The 17,024-nt window shown below is 63.9% G+C and carries 15 protein-coding genes and 1 pseudogene; 10 read left to right on the top strand and 6 right to left on the bottom strand.

Annotated elements, in window-relative coordinates; genetic code table 11:
- Positions 1 to 435: 435 nt before the first annotated feature.
- Genes CH295_RS18585 through CH295_RS18575 form a run of 3 tightly spaced genes read right to left on the bottom strand, consistent with a single transcriptional unit; the run spans position 436 to position 2,650 of the window.
- Positions 436 to 837, bottom strand: a complete 402-nt coding sequence (locus tag CH295_RS18585) for a RidA family protein (protein ID WP_094741579.1) — start codon at positions 835 to 837, stop codon at positions 436 to 438.
- Positions 834 to 1,631 carry an IclR family transcriptional regulator gene (locus CH295_RS18580; protein WP_094741578.1) on the bottom strand — a complete coding sequence of 266 codons (798 nt, stop codon included), beginning with the start codon at positions 1,629 to 1,631 and terminating at the stop codon, positions 834 to 836. Before CH295_RS18580 ends, CH295_RS18585 begins: the two co-directional genes overlap by 4 nt.
- Complete coding sequence (locus CH295_RS18575; RefSeq protein WP_252342100.1) at positions 1,628 to 2,650, bottom strand: sugar kinase; 1,023 nt, start codon at positions 2,648 to 2,650, stop codon at positions 1,628 to 1,630. The genes CH295_RS18580 and CH295_RS18575 overlap by 4 nt, the downstream gene beginning before the upstream one ends.
- An 85-nt stretch (positions 2,651 to 2,735) precedes the next feature.
- On the opposite strand from CH295_RS18575, the gene CH295_RS18570 reads away from it, so the two are divergent.
- Genes CH295_RS18570 through CH295_RS18555 form a run of 4 tightly spaced genes read left to right on the top strand, consistent with a single transcriptional unit; the run spans position 2,736 to position 7,763 of the window.
- Positions 2,736 to 4,061, top strand: coding sequence for a type III PLP-dependent enzyme domain-containing protein (locus tag CH295_RS18570; RefSeq protein WP_094741577.1), 1,326 nt, complete (start codon positions 2,736 to 2,738; stop codon positions 4,059 to 4,061).
- Between the two features lie 14 nt (positions 4,062 to 4,075).
- Complete coding sequence (locus tag CH295_RS18565) at positions 4,076 to 5,689, top strand: N-acyl-D-amino-acid deacylase family protein (RefSeq protein ID WP_094741576.1); 1,614 nt, start codon at positions 4,076 to 4,078, stop codon at positions 5,687 to 5,689.
- Positions 5,686 to 6,324: a bifunctional 4-hydroxy-2-oxoglutarate aldolase/2-dehydro-3-deoxy-phosphogluconate aldolase gene (locus CH295_RS18560; protein WP_094741575.1), complete on the top strand. Its 639-nt coding sequence runs from the start codon at positions 5,686 to 5,688 to the stop codon at positions 6,322 to 6,324. Before CH295_RS18565 ends, CH295_RS18560 begins: the two co-directional genes overlap by 4 nt.
- A complete protein-coding gene (locus CH295_RS18555) occupies positions 6,321 to 7,763 on the top strand; it encodes a GntP family permease (protein WP_037191035.1) in 1,443 nt (480 codons plus the stop codon). The genes CH295_RS18560 and CH295_RS18555 overlap by 4 nt, the downstream gene beginning before the upstream one ends.
- Positions 7,764 to 7,797: 34 nt before the next feature.
- Here the strand turns inward: CH295_RS18555 and CH295_RS18550 are convergent, their stop codons facing one another.
- Positions 7,798 to 8,907 (bottom strand): hypothetical protein, encoded by a 1,110-nt coding sequence (locus tag CH295_RS18550; protein ID WP_094741602.1) that lies wholly within the window; start codon positions 8,905 to 8,907, stop codon positions 7,798 to 7,800.
- A gap of 70 nt (positions 8,908 to 8,977) precedes the next feature.
- Positions 8,978 to 10,159, bottom strand: coding sequence for an NAD(P)/FAD-dependent oxidoreductase (locus tag CH295_RS18545; RefSeq protein ID WP_094741574.1), 1,182 nt, complete (start codon positions 10,157 to 10,159; stop codon positions 8,978 to 8,980).
- A gap of 269 nt (positions 10,160 to 10,428) precedes the next feature.
- Between CH295_RS18545 and CH295_RS18540 the strand changes: the two genes are divergently transcribed.
- Together CH295_RS18540 and CH295_RS18535 are read left to right on the top strand one after the other, a co-directional pair.
- Positions 10,429 to 10,698, top strand: a complete 270-nt coding sequence (locus CH295_RS18540) for a hypothetical protein (RefSeq protein ID WP_094741573.1) — start codon at positions 10,429 to 10,431, stop codon at positions 10,696 to 10,698.
- A gap of 175 nt (positions 10,699 to 10,873) precedes the next feature.
- Positions 10,874 to 11,281, top strand: a complete 408-nt coding sequence (locus CH295_RS18535) for a VOC family protein (protein WP_037191030.1) — start codon at positions 10,874 to 10,876, stop codon at positions 11,279 to 11,281.
- 12 nt (positions 11,282 to 11,293) lie between these two features.
- Here the strand turns inward: CH295_RS18535 and CH295_RS18530 are convergent, their stop codons facing one another.
- Entirely contained in the window at positions 11,294 to 12,268 is a 975-nt protein-coding gene (locus CH295_RS18530; RefSeq protein WP_094741572.1) for a sigma-70 family RNA polymerase sigma factor, read from the bottom strand.
- A gap of 91 nt (positions 12,269 to 12,359) precedes the next feature.
- Between CH295_RS18530 and CH295_RS18525 the strand changes: the two genes are divergently transcribed.
- From CH295_RS18525 to CH295_RS18510, 4 genes and pseudogenes are all read left to right on the top strand, one after another.
- The gene (locus CH295_RS18525) at positions 12,360 to 13,340 is read left to right on the top strand and encodes a GTP pyrophosphokinase (protein ID WP_037191025.1); all 981 of its coding nucleotides are present in this window, start codon (positions 12,360 to 12,362) and stop codon (positions 13,338 to 13,340) included.
- Positions 13,341 to 13,390: 50 nt separating this feature from the next.
- The gene (locus tag CH295_RS18520; RefSeq protein ID WP_094741571.1) at positions 13,391 to 14,875 is read left to right on the top strand and encodes a DUF2079 domain-containing protein; all 1,485 of its coding nucleotides are present in this window, start codon (positions 13,391 to 13,393) and stop codon (positions 14,873 to 14,875) included.
- 48 nt (positions 14,876 to 14,923) lie between these two features.
- Positions 14,924 to 16,126 (top strand): annotated as a pseudogene (locus CH295_RS18515) (sulfite reductase subunit alpha); the annotation flags it as partial.
- A 77-nt stretch (positions 16,127 to 16,203) separates the two neighbouring features.
- Positions 16,204 to 17,019: a TY-Chap domain-containing protein gene (locus CH295_RS18510; RefSeq protein ID WP_094634895.1), complete on the top strand. Its 816-nt coding sequence runs from the start codon at positions 16,204 to 16,206 to the stop codon at positions 17,017 to 17,019.
- The last annotated feature ends 5 nt before the right edge of the window (positions 17,020 to 17,024 follow it).

The following is a 17,024-nucleotide window of genomic DNA, read 5'->3' as shown; positions in this document are numbered from 1 at the left end:
AAATCAGTCATAAACATAAAGAGTCAAATCACTAGCAAAAAAACTCAACTAGCATTTTCAAACAACACCCGACAACAACCACCACAAGCGGATGGCTGACACATCGAATGCTTTCACCAAATAAATTCGGCACTGACATTCATCGACACACTGTTGAGTTCTCAAAGAACACGCACACACCGTCGCTGCCGTTTGCACGGTAACTTCGGGGCTTACACGCTCGAACCCCAGACATGACTCATTACTTTCGAGCCTTGCCTGGGTTGTTCAGTGCATACTCCGTACAACCTCGTTGTCCCAGTCCGTGAAGACCGGGTCGGTGTCCGTGTCGCTCTGACTCGACAAAAGTTACGCGAAGACCAACACATACGCAAATCGCCTGGTCAGATGTAATTCTGCGTGAACATCTGACCAGGCAACCCGATGAGGGCTCCGTCAGACGATCGCAACGGCGTCGATCTCGACCAACATCTCTTCCCTCGGCAGTCCTGTGAACACCGTGGTGCGACTCGGGAGTACGTCGCCGGAGGTGTGCGCCGACACGAACGCGCCATAAGCGTCGTTCATGATCGTGAAGTCCTCACGCTTGGTCAGGTACACGCGCAGCATCACGACGTCGTCGAACGTCGCACCACCGGCCTCGACGATTGCTTTGACGTTCTCGAGTGTGCGGGTGGTCTGCGCAGCGACATCGCCTGGGTAGAGGTATTCGCTGGTAGTGGGATCCACCGGCCCCTGTCCGGATACCTGCACGAACGGGCCCTTTCGCACTCCCTGGGAGAACGTGTGGGCGGGTGCCGGGGCTCCTGCGGTGCGAATTTCGATCGTCTCGCTCATTGTTTTCCTTCCGTCGGGCTCTTGTCGGTTGTCGTGCGGTCCTGGAGTTCCTGCGGCTGCCACCCCAGCCCCTCGGATATTGCGGCTGCGGTCCGTTGCACTTCGGGCAGCGTCGCCAGTACTTGGTCGTGGTCGAGCAGCATGTCGGGTACCGACATCGAGACTGCTGCCACGACGTCGCCGGTTCCGTTGCGCACAGCGGAGCCGATGCAGTTGACGAACGTCTCGTGCTCCTCGCGGTCCTCCGCGAATCCCTGTGCGAGCACGACGTCCAGCTCACGTAAGTAGTGCTCTGCCGTTCTGATAGTTCGTTCGGTGAACGGCGTGTAGGTGATGCGCTGCGCAATCTGCTCCCGCTCCACCTGTGGGCGTGCAGCGATCAGTACCTTCCCGACGGCTGTGCAGTGCAACGGCGCAGGCTTGCCGACCCGCGAATACATCCGCACGCTCTGTTTGGCGTCGAACTTGTCGATGTAGATCACCTCACCCGCTTCGTACGTTGCCAGGTGAATGGTCTGACCGGTGATCGTGTTGAGTTCCGCCAGATGCGGCCGGGCAATGCTCCGCACGTCACGCTGTTCGAGCGCATGGTTGGCGAGCTCGAACAACCTGGATCCGAGCTGATATCGGTGATCCGCGTCGTGCTGAACGAATCTGTCGGCTTCCATCGTGCGAAGCAGCCGCAGCACGGTCGTCTTGTGGACCTCGACTACCGACGCCAACTCGTCGAGTGATCGCGGTCCGTCGCCGAGCAAGCCGAGAAGTGTCATCGCCCGCGCGAGACTCTGACTCATTGGAATCCCCCCGAGTGACGCGCGGCAGTCGCTGCGTAGTCCAGCCTCGCCCAATCGACGTCGGCCAGTTCCGCAAGTTCGGTCAGCACCGCGAGGGGAAGCACCGAAGCGATGTCGCCGTGCCCGGTGAGGGCACCCGCCGCACACAGATGCCCGAACCGAACGCGCTGGACGGAACTCCTACCCAACAGCAGTCCGGTCAGGTACCCGCCCGCGAATGCGTCTCCGGCACCGATCTTTTCGACGACGTCGAGCTTCAGCGCCGGCACGTCGACCCGAGAGGTTCCCTCGAATGCCGTCACGGTGTGTGCGTCGTTCTTGATCACCAGATGGTGTGGTTGCGGAAACATCTCGCGCAGCTCGTCGGGATCGGACGTGCCGAACACCAGCGCAGCTTCGTCGGCACCCATGGACACCACATCGCTTCCTCGAACATGTTCACCGAGGACATCTGTGGCTGCGTCCGGCCGAGACTTCCACAGCGCCGGCCGATAGTTCAGATCGAAGCTGACGAGGGTGGGCAGATCCATCAAGGATCTCGTCAGATCGGCGGCGGTATCCGAGATGGCCACGGTGATTCCGGTGAAATGGACCAAGTCGGCACGAGCCACCAGGTTCGCCGCATTCCCGTCGATGTCTCCGGGCGACAGAGCACTCGCCGCCGAGCCGGCACGGAAGTAGGTCATCGCACTGTCTCGGCATGCGAGGTCGTGGCGGTCGTCGGAACCCGAGCCGCGTTGCTTCACGTACATGCCAGTGGGTCGCTCGTGATCGATCGTCACACCGGAGGTGTCCACACCTGCCGCGACCAATTGGTCGACGAGGTACCGGCCGAATCCGTCGTCGCCCACTCGCGAGATCCATGATGCACCGACGCCCAGTTGACCGAACACCCTGGCCACGTTGGCTTCTGCACCCCCGGCGGTGCGGTCGAACGTCTCCGATTTCTCCAGTGGGCCAGGCTCGGCGACCAGAACGACGAGGCCTTCGCCTACACACACCGCTCGTGGTGCTTTCACGTCGATCTCCTCGAACTCTTGCGGGAACGCTGACTTTCGTTGCAGACTACAAACCATATACACATTGCGCAACCAGCGTTGCATAATGCGCAACGCATGTGGATTCACTGAGACCAAGGAGACGACCGTGATCGACATCGATGCCGTCGAGGCGCTCAGCCGCCGAGTGCTCGGACCCGAGCACAAGGCGTTGCCCCCCAGGTCGTGGGGGCACACCGTCGAGAGTTTTCTCGCCACGTCGCCACGGCTCTCCGAGTTCACGACGCCCGTACTCACACTCGACCGGGCACGCATCGCGTCGAACATCTCGGTCATGGCCGAATGGACGGCGCGTGCAGGAATGCTGCTCGCGCCCCACGGCAAGACGACGATGGCCCCTCAACTTTGGAGGCAGCAACTCGACGCGGGAAGCTGGGCCATCACCCTCGCCACCGGATGGCAGGTGCAAGCAGCGCGCGCGTTCGGGGTCGACCGAATCGTTCTCGCCAACGCCGAGATCGACCCCGTTGCGTTGACATGGATTGCGGGCGAGCTGGATTCGCATCCGACATTCGAGTTCTACTGCTGGGCGGACAGCGTCGCAACGGTGAACGAGATGGACCGCATACTGACGGCGCAGGGAACGCGCCCCATCCCGGTCATCGTCGAACTCGGTGGCCCGCACGGTCGAACCGGCGCACGCACGACAGACGAGGCGACCGCGGTCGCTCGTGCGATCGCGTCGTCGCCGCGGCTGGCGTTGGCCGGGGTCGGCGGCTACGAGGGCGCACTGAGCCACGACCGGACCGACAGCGGCCTCGCAGCAGTTCGGGCCTATCTCGAGAACGTCGCAGCCCTCCATCGCGCGTTCGATGCCGAAGGGTTGTACGGCGAGCATGCGATCGTGACCGCAGGCGGCAGCGCCTACCAGGATCTCGTTGTCGAGCAGTTGCAATCTCTCACCACCGGAGACGGTGTAGCTACCGACGTCGTGCTGCGCTCGGGTGCCTATGTGGTGCACGACGACGGCTTCTACTCGCAGATCTCACCCCTCACTCCCGCCCGCACCGACGCGCCGCTGCTGTCGGCGATGCACGGATGGGCTCGGACGGTCTCCCGGCCGGAGCCCGGTCTCGCGCTACTCGACGCGGGCAAGCGGGACTTTCCGTTCGACGAAGGACTGCCTGTCCCCCAATCGGTCCGGGGAGGCGAAACTCTCGACTCCGGTGCCGAAATCACGGCGCTGAACGATCAACACGCGTTCCTCCGTCTACCGGCCGAGGACAGCACGGCGCTCCCGGTGGGATCAGTGGTGCGGTTGGGCCTGTCTCACCCGTGCACCGCTTTCGACAAGTGGCGTCTGATTCCCGTCGTCGACGACGCCGACGGCGACGATCCCCGCGTCGTCGATCTCGTGCACACATTCTTCTAGAGAGTCGAAACCTCATGCCCGATACCCTCTTTCGAGGTGCCGACGTCATCGACGGCACCGGGTCACCGCGACTGCGTCGTGACGTTCTCGTCCGCGACGGAATCATCGCCTCGATCGCCGAACCCGGCACCGTTCTCGGTGCCGACAGAATCGTCGACGCCACTGCGGGGCAGGTCCTGTCCCCCGGGTTCATCGACATGCATGCCCATTCCGATCTGCGTCTGCTGACCGACCCCGACCACTTCCCGAAGATCAGTCAGGGCGTCACCACCGAGGTCATCGGACAGGACGGCATCGCCTACGCTCCGATCGACGACGCGACACTCGATGTGGTGCGGCGTCAGATCGCCGGATGGAACGGCAATCCCGTCGACCTCGACTTCTCGTGGCGTTCGGTCTCGGCGTACCTCGATCGCCTCGACCAGGGAATCACCCCGAACGCTGCCTATCTCGTTCCCCAGGGAACATTGCGATACCTCGCGGTTGGCCCTGATCAGCGACCCGCGACGCCGTCCGAGATCGCCCACATGCAGGAGTTGTTGGCGCAGGGCCTGCAAGAAGGTGCCGTCGGAATGTCGAGCGGTTTGACGTACACGCCCGGAATGTATGCCGACACCAGCGAATTACGCGCGCTGTGCGAGGTCGTCGCCGACTTCGGTGGGTTCTATGCACCGCACACTCGGTCGTACGGCGCCGGCGCGCTCGACGCGTACCAGGAGATGCTCGATCTCTCGAGGGATACGGGATGTGCGCTGCATCTGACTCACGCGACGATGAACTTCGGCGTCAATCGGGGCCGGGCACGTGAGTTCTTGGACCGCGTCGACTCTGCGATCTCGGACGGATGCGACGTCACCCTCGACACGTATCCGTATCTGCCCGGGGCCACCACTTTGTCTGCGCTGCTGCCGAGTTGGGCAATGTCGGGTGGCCCGGATCGCGCGCTCGAACGCCTCGACGATCCGGACATGCGTCGACGCATCGCACAGGATGTCGACGTCGACGGGTCCGACGGCTGCCACGGCGTGACCGTCGAGTGGGAGACCATCCAGCTCAGCGGTGTCGCGAATCCGGAGCTCGATCGCTACGTCGGGCGCACGATGTCCGATATCGCGGCCGACGAGGGGCGCGCGCCGGTAGACGTGTTCTTCGAGTTCCTTCGCCGAGACGCTCTGGCCACCACCATCCTCCAGCACGTCGGCCACGAGGAGAACGTGCGAGAGATCATGGCGCATCCACGCCACATGGGCGGCAGTGACGCGATCCTGGTCGGCGAGAAACCGCACCCACGCGCCTGGGGAACCTTTCCCCGCTACCTGGGTCACTACGTCCGAGACGAGCAACTGCTCTCGCTGGAGGACTGCATCAATCACCTGACCGGCCGTCCCGCTGCGCGGCTCCGCCTGCGCGCCCGCGGCACGATAGCCCTCGGCCACGCAGCCGATCTCGTGCTGTTCGATCCTGCCACCGTGCGCGACACCGCCACGTTCGAGAATCCGAAACAACAGGCCGACGGCATCAGCCACGTCATGGTCAACGGTGCGTTCGCCATCGACGATCGACGTCCCACCCACTCTCTTGCAGGCCGTGCCCTGCGACTCGATTCCATCGGAAAGCAGACAGCATGAATGCACTGTCCACAATTCTCGCGGACCGCGCACTGTCGGTGGTCCGCGCGCCTCACATCTCCGATCCTGTTGCGCTGGCAGATGCGCTCTCGCGCGGCGGAATTCGGGCCCTGGAGTTGACCTTCACCACACCAGGCGTGCTGGCGCTGGTCCGCACGGCATCGAACGCCGGTGCAGTCGTCGGGGCGGGCACCGTCCTGACCGCCGACCAAGCGCGGTCGGCAATCGACGCCGGGGCGAGCTTCGTCGTGACTCCTGGGCTCCGTCCTGACGTTGCCGCGATCGTCACCGACGCTGGAATCCCGCTGATGATGGGCGCGCTCACCCCGTCCGAAGTGATGACCGCCCTCGATCTCGGGGCGGATGCCGTGAAGATATTTCCGGCACGGACCGTCGGGCCCGCGTATTTCAAGGATCTGCTCGGCCCCTTCCCCGACGCGCAACTCGTTCCGTCCGGCGGAGTCAACGCAGGTAACGCGGCTCAGTTCCTGGCATCCGGTGCCGTCGCAGTGACGGCAGGCACCGATGTGGTTTCACCGGCGTCGGTTGCGGCGGCCCAGTGGGACGACATCACCGCGCGAGCGCAGGCGTTCGTGGCGGCTATCAGCGCAGACACCAAGGAAGGCTCGTCATGAATTCTGTCGTCGACTGGCTCAGAACCTCCACGCCAGGACTACTCGTATTGTGCGGCATCGCAATTGCTGTACTGCTCATCGTCATCATCAAGGTCAAACTCGAACCGTTCATCGCACTTCTCATCGTCGGCCTCGGATTGGCTCTGGCTGCCGGTTTGCCCGTCAACGAGATAGTCGGCACCGCCATCAAGAGCAACGAATCGCTTCTCGAAACCGGGTTCGGCGGCATCCTCGGGCACATCGCAGTCATCATCGGACTGGGAACGGTCCTGGGCGCGATTCTCGAAAAGTCCGGTGGCGCACAGGCACTGACCGCCAAGCTGCTGGGCGTCTTCGGAGAACGCGGAGCACCCATCGCAATGGGCCTGTTGGGTCTGATCTTCGGCATCCCGGTGTTCTTCGACATCGGCATCTTCGTGTTGGCACCGTTGGTCTACGTGGCGGCGCGCCAAGGCGGAAAGTCGTTGGTGCTCTATGCGCTGCCGATGTTGGCAGGATTGTCCATGACGCATGCTTTCTTGCCGCCACATCCAGGTCCGGTTGCCCTCGGCGGGTTGCTCGAAGTGAACCTGGGCTGGCTCATCCTGTTCGGATTCATCTGCGGAATACCAGGATTCATCGCCGCCGGCCTGGTGTGGGGTAACTGGATCGGCAAACGCATCATCGTCGACGTGCCCGAGGACTTCATCAACGACGGAAACGACGCGAGCACAACCGAGGGTGGAGGCGCAGGCACGGTCGCCACCAAGCGTCCTGTCGTCACCACGCCGCCGTCGGTGGGCACCATCGGAGCAATCATCGCGGTTCCACTGGTCCTGATCCTCGGCGCCACGTTCGGCAGCATCCTGCTCGATCCCGGCAACCTACTCGAGGTACTGACGTTCTTCGGCACCCCGGCCGTCGCGCTTCTGATCGCAGTTCTGATCGCGTTCTACGTTCTGGGAATTCGACGCGGATCCACGGTCCAGGAACTGAGCAAGCTGACCGGAGAGTCGCTTCGTCCGGTGGGCATGCTGTTGCTGGTGGTCGGCGCAGGCGCGTTCTTCGGAAAGGTCATCTCCGCCACGGGAATCGGCACAGCCCTGGCCGACACCATGGCGGCCGCAGGTCTTCCCATCATCGTGCTGGCGTACATCATCAGCTGTGCGCTCAGGGTCGCCCAGGGGTCGGCAACCGTGGCCATCGTGACGACCGGCGGCATCGTCGGACCACTGGTCGCAGCCCAGGACTACTCGGCTCCGGCCGTTGCGCTGATCGCCATGTCCATCGCAGCGGGCTCGATCATCGCCAGCCACGTCAACGACGGCGGATTCTGGATCATCGCGAAGTTCTTCAACCTGACCGTCAAGCAGACACTGCAGACATGGACGGTTCTCGAGACCATTCTGTCCGTGGTCAGCTTCGCCGTCGCGGGAATCCTCTTCGCAATCATCGCCTAGAGCCAGTGGCGCGGCTATGTGCCCTCGGCTGCACTCAGTCGCGCCACTGCGTCCGCACCTGATCACCGACGAAATGTGTGTTCTCGGCGGACATTTCCCGGCTCCCCGACCGCCCGACGAGGTCATCGATCCGATCGTCCAAGCTGTGCGCGCGGGCCATCGCGTCGGAGGTGCGGGCCTCGGTCTCCGAGGACTCGACCACGTTCGCGAGTCGTACCAGCGCGGCCACCCGTCCGGTCAACTGTTTCCACACCACTTCCAGTGCGCCACGGCGAGATTCGACCTGCGCTGCGGTCTCCTCGTCGACCATCGTTTCACCGATCCGGTTCAGCTCGGTCGCTACCGTTCGCAGCGACGTGGCATCGAGCGAGATCTCGGTGAGTTCGACGAACAGGTCCAGCTGATTGCGCTGGATCTCGAAGTAGGTCGATTGCCATGCAGGCGACCGACGCACTCGATCGAACGAGGTGCCGGCAAGGAACAGCAGGGTGTCGTAGCGATCGACGAAACGGTCGTCCTTTCGGTCCACGAACTGATCCACCATTCCGGTCGCCCACTCGACCCTGTCGGCCACCGGGGTTCTGCGCGCCAGCGTGCTCACCCGATCCGTGGCCGCATCCACCAGTGACAGGCCACGCTCGGCGATCGGGCCGAACTTCTGTGGCGCAGGCGTTCTCGTCAGCGCATCGAAGACCGCGTCCCGTTGGTCCAGATCGAGATGCACACCTTCCCGGCGCTCCTTTCGCGCCGCACGTACTCCGTTGGCGTAGTGCCGATTGGACATCACCACGGTGGTGCGGTGGTGATCGACGCGTTTGGTCAGCTCGGCAGCTCGGAGTCGGTACACGAGCGCCGATCCAGGCTTGCTCGTCGTGTCCTTGGCGAGCCAGCGATCGCGCTCGTCCACCAGAGTGCGCAACGCGCCGAATCCCCCGATCGACGGGAGCGAGCGCCCTGCATGCCATCGGTCGACGAGTACGACTCGGGTGGCCTGGTCCACTCGGCCGGCAGCGATGGCGACAGCGGCCGCGTCGGACAGTGGCTCGGAACGGCCGGGCAACCGGCAGTCGGCGCAGCGGCGGTGGACCTCGTCGTCGAACCGGACACGCTGTTCGGCCGACCCATTGCCATCGAATTCGGACATCGTCTCTCCTAGGTCGCGCCGGATCGCCGGTGTCGTCGACCGATCGCTCGCCATCGAGTGTTCCAGAATTTCAGATCAGTCCGCGCAACGATTGCTCGGTCTGCGGCTTCTTCTCTGCCAGCAGGGTGCGTGCCACGTCGAGGCCCTCCCAGACGTTCCACATCAGTACGCCCCGAACGACGGCATCGTCGTCGAGGTAGTAGACGACGCCTTCCTTGCCCACCGACTTCCAGTCCTCGACGACGCTCAGCGTCGTGGACACCGTGCCGATCGCCTGATAGCCGTTGTCGTAGACATCGGAGTAGAAGTACGGGGTGTAGCTGTAGGGATCTGCGGCACCGGCCATATTGCGTCCTGCGGCCTTGCCCATCTCGGTCGCGTTGTCGACATGCTCGATACGACGGCGTCCGAAGATGGCATCGGGGTAGTTCGCCACGTCACCGGCGGCGTAGACGTGCTCGTCCTCGGTCCGGAGGAACTCGTCGACGATCACGCCGTCGTCGACCGACAGCCCTGCAGATTCGGCCAATTCCGTGTTGGGTCGCACGCCGAGTCCGAACACGACGCCGTCCGCCTCCACGGTCGAACCGTCGTCGAGTTGGAGTTGTACGCGCGCCGACGCCTCGGCTCCGGACACGACCCTCGTTCCCCGGCGCACGGTCACACCGTGGCCTGCGAATCCCTTGTCGAAGCCGGCAGCCAGGGTCGGCGGAAACATGTGTCCCCCGAGTACGGCATCCGACGTCACCAGTGTGACCTTCACATTCTGGAGAGACAGGGCAGCTGCGATTTCGGTGCCGATGTATCCGCCGCCGACCACGGCGATGTGATCGGCGGTCTTGGTCAGCTCGCGCAGCGCCCGGTAGTCGGCGAAGGTGCGGAAGTACACCACGCGGGGGCTGGGAGCCAGTTCGACGCGCGTCGGCGTTGCACCGGTTGCCAGGAGAAGCTGTCCGTACTCGTGGTGTTCTCCGGATTCCGTGGTGACCGACGAGTCGGAGCGGTCGACCGATACGACTCGAGTTCCGGTGTGCACGTCTGCGCCGGTGTCGGAGGCCGTGTCGAGCGAGACCTGATCGCGGCCGAACTCCGGGTCGGTCCACAGCTTCTTCGACAGCGCCGGCCGCGTGTACGGCGCGTCCGGGTCGGTGCCGAGTATGCCGATGGAGCCCGTCGTGTCCTGCTCGCGGATTCCGCGAGCCGCGCTGTCCGCGACCATTCCCCCGCCGATGATCAGGTAGTCGTAACGCATCGTTCACTCCTCGAAAGTCGACGTCGTTCTCTCCCCGGCTACCCGGAACAACGCGAGAAGAATCCTCGGAGCCGCTCCGTCCGGGAAACCCGCAGGTCGAGGAACCGACCGGACTGTATGCAGCATCACACCCCGAAGAGGTTGGCCCAGGCCCATCGAGTGGGCATCTTGGTCTGGGCGACGAAACATCGTTTTTACTCGGGCCTAGCTGTAACGGTTCCGGCCGACCGAACGACTCACACCTCAGGACGCGAACAAAAGGAGACGATGTGACTGTTCAGATCGATTCGCTCGCAATTGGCACCGACAACGCCGATATCGCGACAGCTGACGTCGACCAGCTCTTCGACGAAGTTTCAACGCTGGACGCCACCATCATCGACGCCATCGAGCGTCGCACCCGCCTGGCGCGCACGCTTGCTGCGGCAACGCCGGACGCCACCGAGCCGGATCAGGCATCCGATCCCTATGCAGACCTCGGCAACGACGGCCACGTCTTCTCGCGGATGCTCTCGCGCCTCGCGCAGATCACGCGATAGCCACACCCCCCTTCAGCTTCGCAGTCCGCGACCCCGTCGAGCATCCGCTCGGCGGGGTCGCGTCGTGTCTGCACATCTGCACCCGATGACTTTTCGGATCGAGAGCTGTCAGTACGAACAAGACCGCCGTTCGACGGTTCGACGCAGCAGGCTCTTCCAGAAAAGGTGTGTATTCATGTCCCGTTCGCTGTTCGCCAACATGCCCGTCCGCGACGTCGTCGCAACCCGCACATTCTTCGAGGGTCTCGGATTCCAGTTCAACGATATGTTCAGCGACGAGAATTGTGCATCGATGGTCGTCAGCGATCAGGCGACCGTGATGTTCCTGGCCACCTCGCGATTCGAGGACTTCATCTCGGACTCGATCTGCGACACTGGCTCGGCCCGGGAGGTACTGATGTGCGTCTCTGCCGACAGCCGCGAGGAAGTCGACTCGCTCACCGACGCGGCGATCGCCGCGGGTGGATCGAAGTGGATGGAGCCCCAGGATCACGGGTTCATGTACGGCCGGGCGTTCCGAGATCTCGACGACCACGTCTGGGAAGTGATGTGGATGGATCCGTCGGCCGTCTCGCAGGGCTGACCGAACGTTCGACTAGAGGCGGTCGGGCAAACCGAATCGATCGAACAGCGTCAGATCGAAGAAGCAGGTCACGTGCCCGACCCCTCTGGCATCGACATCGAGAACGTGCAACTGGAACGCGCGGTGCACACCGTCCTCGTCCAGCATGTAGAGCCCGTATGCGGGTTGACCGTTGGCAGAGGTGGCCACCATCCGCATGTCGCCTGCCCCGTTTGCGGGGCAGTTGTTCCGGATGAGAGATCCGATCGTCTCGCCACCCTGATACCACCCGACGAACGGCGGCATTTCCCACACTGCGTCCGAGGTGAACAGCGTGACCAGTCGGTCGATGTCGTAACTCTCGAAACACTCCACGTACTGGGCGAGAAGTTCCTGTAATTCCGCGGATTCGATGGGCTCGACGTTGTCGAGCTCGGGCGCGATCTCGTCGAGCCGCTCCCGCGCTCGCTGCAGGAGGCTGTTCACTGCTGTCGTCGTCGTGGCGAGAACCTCGGCTACCTCCGACGCTTTCCACTGCAACACTTCGCGCATCAGCAGCACCGCGCGTTGCCGTGACGACAGATGTTGCAGCGAGGCGACGAAGGCGAGCCGCACGGATTCCCTCTCCACCACGATCGAAGCCGGATCACTCGCATCCGCCAGTTCGGAATCGGCGATCGGCTCTAGCCACGGAATCTCGTTGTTCTGCACCAGTTCGTCGGTGGGGCCGGAACTCGGTGCACCCAAGCCTGTCGGCAAGGGACGCTTCGCCCGGCCGTCCAGAGCGGTCAGACAGGTGTTGGTTGCAATTCGGTACAGCCATGTGCGCAGGGACGAACGGCCCTCGTATTTGGCGTAACCCCGCCATGCGCGAATGTACGTCTCCTGCAACAGGTCCTCGGCATCGTGGATCGACCCGGTCATGCGGTAGCAGTGCGCGAGCAACTCGCGACGAAAGGGATCGAACTTCTCGACGAAGTCGTCCTTCTGTTCCGAGGCCACGGTCATGCGGTAGAGCGTAAACCGGACGCAGTCGCGCCACAGCTCGAACGCGCGCCGTCGAGAGGATTGCCGACACTTCTGCGTTAACCTCGGCATCGTGACATCGGCAACGAGTATCGACGACTTGGTCGAAGAGCTGTACCTGCAGCGTCGTCGAGCGTGGGAAGCCGCTCTCGTCACGGCGCAGAACTTCCTCGAGACCATCGCCGACGAGATTCTCGAGGACGTCGATCGAGACCGACTCAATGCGCAGACTGCACGCATCAAGGACCCGGGCAGATCGGCCGACAAACTGCGCCGCTATCTGTCCGAGGGCCGCATCGCCGAGCCGACCGACGCCGATGCCGTCGCCGAGGCGTTGCCCGATCTCGTCGGCGTCAAGGTGCTGTGCAAGACCCCGCGCGATCAGCTGACGTTCGTCGCTGCGCTCGAGCGTGCGTGCAACGACCCGGAATGCTCCGTGCGGTTCGCACAACCACCCACCGATTACGTCGCCTTTCCCAAGCCGAGTGGCTACCGCGCGTATCACGCCGTGCTCGTCGTTCGAGTGGCCACGCATCAGGGCGATCTCGACGTCAAGGTGGAAGTTCAGGTCAAGACGCGCCTGCAGGACGCCTGGGGCGAGCTGACCCACGAGGACATGTACAAGCCCGGTGAGGCACTCAAGCCGACCAAGAAGCACACCGACTACGCCGCGCACATGGCCCACCTGCTCGATCAGGTGGATGCGATGGCCGACGATCTGGCCGCGCAGCTCGACTCGTTGACGGCCGCATCGAAGGACGGGGGCGTGCTTGCGGCCGCCCCGATTCCGAAGGATCCGGATTTCATCAGCGCCAGGGTCACCCGCACCGGTCCGCGCTACGCACTCGCCGTCGGACCCGACGGCCGTAGAGGCCTCGTTCCCGCACGATCGGTCAAGGCCGTCATCGGCTCGACCGACCGGATCGCCGTCAACGACTACCTCGAAGTGGGCGACTTCATCGACGTGGTGGTGGAAGATTCCGAGGACGCGCTCTACTACCACCTCACCTCGCAGCCGCCACGACGCAAGCCCGCGAAGAAGCGCAAGCGCTGACCTGGAGTTCTCAGCAACGTCTCACGTCGGTCCGGTAGACATGCCTTCTCGTGACCACTACCGAGAAATCCACGGTCGTCACCGATGCCGACAGTGTCGACACCGCGACCGACAGAACAGCCACCGACAGAACCGCGACCACGGACCGGCGCGCAAGATTCCGCTCCGCCGAGACTCTGGTGCCTGCCGTCTCGTTCGCCGTGCTGGCGACGCTATATGCGGTGATGTCCGTCCTCGGCCATCGCCAGCTCCGTACATCCGGATTCGACCTGGGCATATTCGTTCAGCAGATCGCGTCGTACTCGCAGTTCCAGGCACCGACATCGGACCTGCTCGGCACCGGCTACAACACGCTGGGTGACCACTTCTCGCCCATCACCGCGTTGCTGGGACCTGTCTACCGGGTGTTCCCGCACGCCGAGACGCTGCTGATCGCGCAAGCCGTGTTGTTCGCGCTTGCCGTGATTCCGATCAGCCGACTGGCGGTACAGAGATTCGGCACGATCGTCGGCATCGTGACGGCCGCGGCGTTCGGACTCTCCTGGGGCGTGCAGGCCGCGTTGAACTTCGACTTTCACGAGGTGGCGTTCGCGATGCCTCTGCTGGCCATGTCGATGGTCGCGCTGGTCGATCGGCGCTGGCTGCCGGCCCTTGCCTGGGCTCTACCCCTCGTGTTCGTCAAGGAGGACATGGGCCTGACGGTGATCGTCATCGGGGCATTGGTCGCGCTGTGGACGAGCGGCCGAACGCGCATCCTCGGGGCGCTGACTGCTGTATGGGGACTGACCTGGGTGGTTCTCGCGGTCAAGGTGATCGTCCCCGCCCTCAGCTCGGACAACTCGTACGACCAGGGTTCGAAGCTGCCTCCCCTGGGAGAAGGCATAGCCGACACCGCACACGGGCTGGTTGCCGGCGATTCACGGGCGGCCACCGCCTTTCTGCTGCTCGCTGTCACCGGCTTCTTCGCTCTGCGCTCTCCGCTGCTCCTGATCGCCGTCCCGACGGTCGCGTGGCGCTTTCTCAGTGACAACACCAACTTCTGGAAGCCGATCTACCACTACAACGCGATCCTCATGGTCATCGTGTTCATCGCTCTGCTCGACGCATTGGCGCGTAGCCACCGGCACGGTCAGCTCACCGAACGCGGCCGAAAGCTGATCGTCGCGTTCGTGGCAGCGTTCGCGGTCGTCGCATTGCCGTTCCTGCCCATGTCACGGGTGGTGCAAGCGCAGGAGTGGACGATCGATCCGCAGGCCGAGACCGCCCGAGAGATCTCCGAGTGGATTCCCGCCGGTGATCGCGTTGCGGCGTCGAACAATCTCGTGGCCCAACTCGTCGCCGACCACGACGTGTCGGTCTTTCCGCAGCGCACGACCGATTCGACCGTGCCGGATTGGATCGTCGTGAACCGCGAACGGCCCGCGGGGTGGCCGACGGACGAGACCGGCGATCGTCAGGCGATCAGCCGGGCGCTGGCGAGCGGATACGACGTCGTCTTCTCCGTCGACGGAATCGAGGTCCTGCACCGCGAGTGAGTGGTCCCGATTAGTGTTCGAACGAGTCGACCTCCCACTCGACTCACAGAGACGACTACTGCAAGGCAGGTACAGGACATCGACGCTCGAACCGGCGATCTCGGCGCCACCAAGACCGCATCGAAGCGCTCACCGTGGAATCGAAAGAATCCCTACCGCGCGCAGATTCTGAGCAACCGACGCCTCTCCGGCCCCACGTCGGCCAAAGAAGTTCGACACTTCTCGCTCGCGCTCGGCGAGAGCGGCATCGCCTACGAGGCCGGTGACGGATTCGGCGTGAAGCCCGTCAACGACGCGGCGCTGGTCTCGGCCGTGATCGAGCGTCTGGGTGTGCCTGCCGACACCGCGGTCCACACGAAGTCGGGCGAGATCACCTTGGCCGATGCCTTGACCACGGACTACGAGATCGGCATCCCGCCCATGGATCTGATCGAGGCCGTGGCCGAACGCGCCGGTGACGCCGAGCTCGATCACGTTCTGCAGAACGGCGACCGCGCGTCGTTCGACGCCTGGACCTGGGGTCGCGACGTCGTGGACGTTCTCGATCTCGATCGGTCGGGAGCCTTCGATCCGGCCGAATTCCTCGGGTTGCTGCGTCCTCTGCAACACCGGGTCTACTCGATTTCGTCGTCACCGATCGCGCACGAGGGCACCGTTCATCTGACCGTCTCGACGGTCCGATACCGGTCGGCCGAGCGTGATCGCGGTGGCGTCTGCTCGACGTATCTGGCCGATCGCGTCGAGGACGGACAGCAGGCCGGAGTGTTCCTGTCCGCCAACAAGTCGTTCCGCCTCCCCCCGGACGACACCCCGATCATCATGATCGGGCCGGGAACCGGAGTGGCACCCTTCCGAGCATTTCTGCACGAGCGGCACGCACGCGGAGCCGCAGGCGAGAACTGGCTGTTCTTCGGCGATCAGCATCGAACGAGCGACTTCCTCTACGAGGACGAACTCACCGAGTTCGAGCGCAGCGGTCTGTTGACGCGACTCGATCTGGCGTTCTCCCGTGACCAGCACGAGAAGATCTACGTGCAGCACCGCATGTGTGAGGCCGGAAAGCAGCTGTACGGGTGGCTCGAAGCGGGCGCGCACCTGTACGTGTGCGGCGATGCGACGCGCATGGCCAAGGGCGTCGACGAGGCACTGCACGAGATCGTCGCCGAACATGGTGGCCGCTCCCCCGACGCCGCCGAGGACTACGTCAACGACCTCAAGCAATCCAAGCGCTATCTGCGCGACGTGTACTGACTCGGGTTCTTGTCGGACCCTCTCGCTACGGTCTCGGATACAGGCATCAGTTCTCGTCCGAGAAGAGGGTTTGCATCGTGACCGCATTGCAGAACGGCCATTTCGACTCCACCACCGCGCTCGCGTGGGCCACGTTCACCGAGAATCTGCATGCTCGTCTTCGGACCTTGCCGAGGGGCGACTACATCACGGTTTCCGCCGCTCAGGCGAGCCCGGGCGAGCGTGGGTTGCGCCCGTACATCGATGTGGCGGCGACGGACCGCGGCGTGCTGGTGTCGGTGGCAGCGCTGCCGTCACTGCTGTACCCGGATGCCCCGGACACGACGGCCATGGATGTGCAGCTACTCGACTGCGGATGGCTGGATCGAGGCAAGCCGGTCGCAGACGGGTCGATCATCGATCTCACACGAACCGACACCCGAGCAGATGCGGCGCTCGTCGCGGAGATGATCACTCGCGTGTTCCGAGAGATCTGGAACGTCCCGCATCCGTCGTTCCTGAGCGTGTGGAGCGTGGCGGCCGACGGTGCATCATCGGGGCCGGTCGACCTGCAACGCGGGATCGTCGGTCGCACGACCGGCGCCGCGACCGAGAGTCCGTCGGAGTCGTCCGACGACGTTCCTGCCGAGCTGACGGCACTGCAGACGCTGTGCCAGTTGATCGGTCGGCGCGTCGATGCGCACACCGTTCGATCGGTGTGCGCCGACGGCGATCTCGACGCGTTGAAAGCGCGAGCAGTCTCGCTGCATCGATCGGCCGCTGTTCGGGCCCGCCCCGACGACGCGAGTGCGGAGCACTCGGTCGCGGTATGGAAGAACCTTGCCCGCACCTGGCTGCTGGTCGCGCACAGCATGGACGCCGTGACGAGGGCAGACCGGCATGCGTGCCGGTGACGAAG

Source organism: Rhodococcus sp. 14-2483-1-2, assembly GCF_002259405.1.
Taxonomy (GTDB): Bacteria; Actinomycetota; Actinomycetes; order Mycobacteriales; family Mycobacteriaceae; genus Rhodococcoides.
Note: the sequence above shows the minus strand (reverse complement) of the source record. Positions and strands in the feature narration are given on the sequence as shown.

Coding starts and splice junctions, on each gene's coding strand:
- CH295_RS18585 (WP_094741579.1), bottom strand. CDS start 837: ATGAGCGAGACGATCGAAATTCGCACCGCAGGAGCCCCGGCACCCGCC.
- CH295_RS18580 (WP_094741578.1), bottom strand. CDS start 1,631: ATGAGTCAGAGTCTCGCGCGGGCGATGACACTTCTCGGCTTGCTCGGC.
- CH295_RS18570 (WP_094741577.1), top strand. CDS start 2,736: ATGCGCAACGCATGTGGATTCACTGAGACCAAGGAGACGACCGTGATC.
- CH295_RS18565 (WP_094741576.1), top strand. CDS start 4,076: ATGCCCGATACCCTCTTTCGAGGTGCCGACGTCATCGACGGCACCGGG.
- CH295_RS18560 (WP_094741575.1), top strand. CDS start 5,686: ATGAATGCACTGTCCACAATTCTCGCGGACCGCGCACTGTCGGTGGTC.
- CH295_RS18555 (WP_037191035.1), top strand. CDS start 6,321: ATGAATTCTGTCGTCGACTGGCTCAGAACCTCCACGCCAGGACTACTC.
- CH295_RS18550 (WP_094741602.1), bottom strand. CDS start 8,907: ATGTCCGAATTCGATGGCAATGGGTCGGCCGAACAGCGTGTCCGGTTC.
- CH295_RS18545 (WP_094741574.1), bottom strand. CDS start 10,159: ATGCGTTACGACTACCTGATCATCGGCGGGGGAATGGTCGCGGACAGC.
- CH295_RS18535 (WP_037191030.1), top strand. CDS start 10,874: ATGTCCCGTTCGCTGTTCGCCAACATGCCCGTCCGCGACGTCGTCGCA.
- CH295_RS18530 (WP_094741572.1), bottom strand. CDS start 12,268: ATGACCGTGGCCTCGGAACAGAAGGACGACTTCGTCGAGAAGTTCGAT.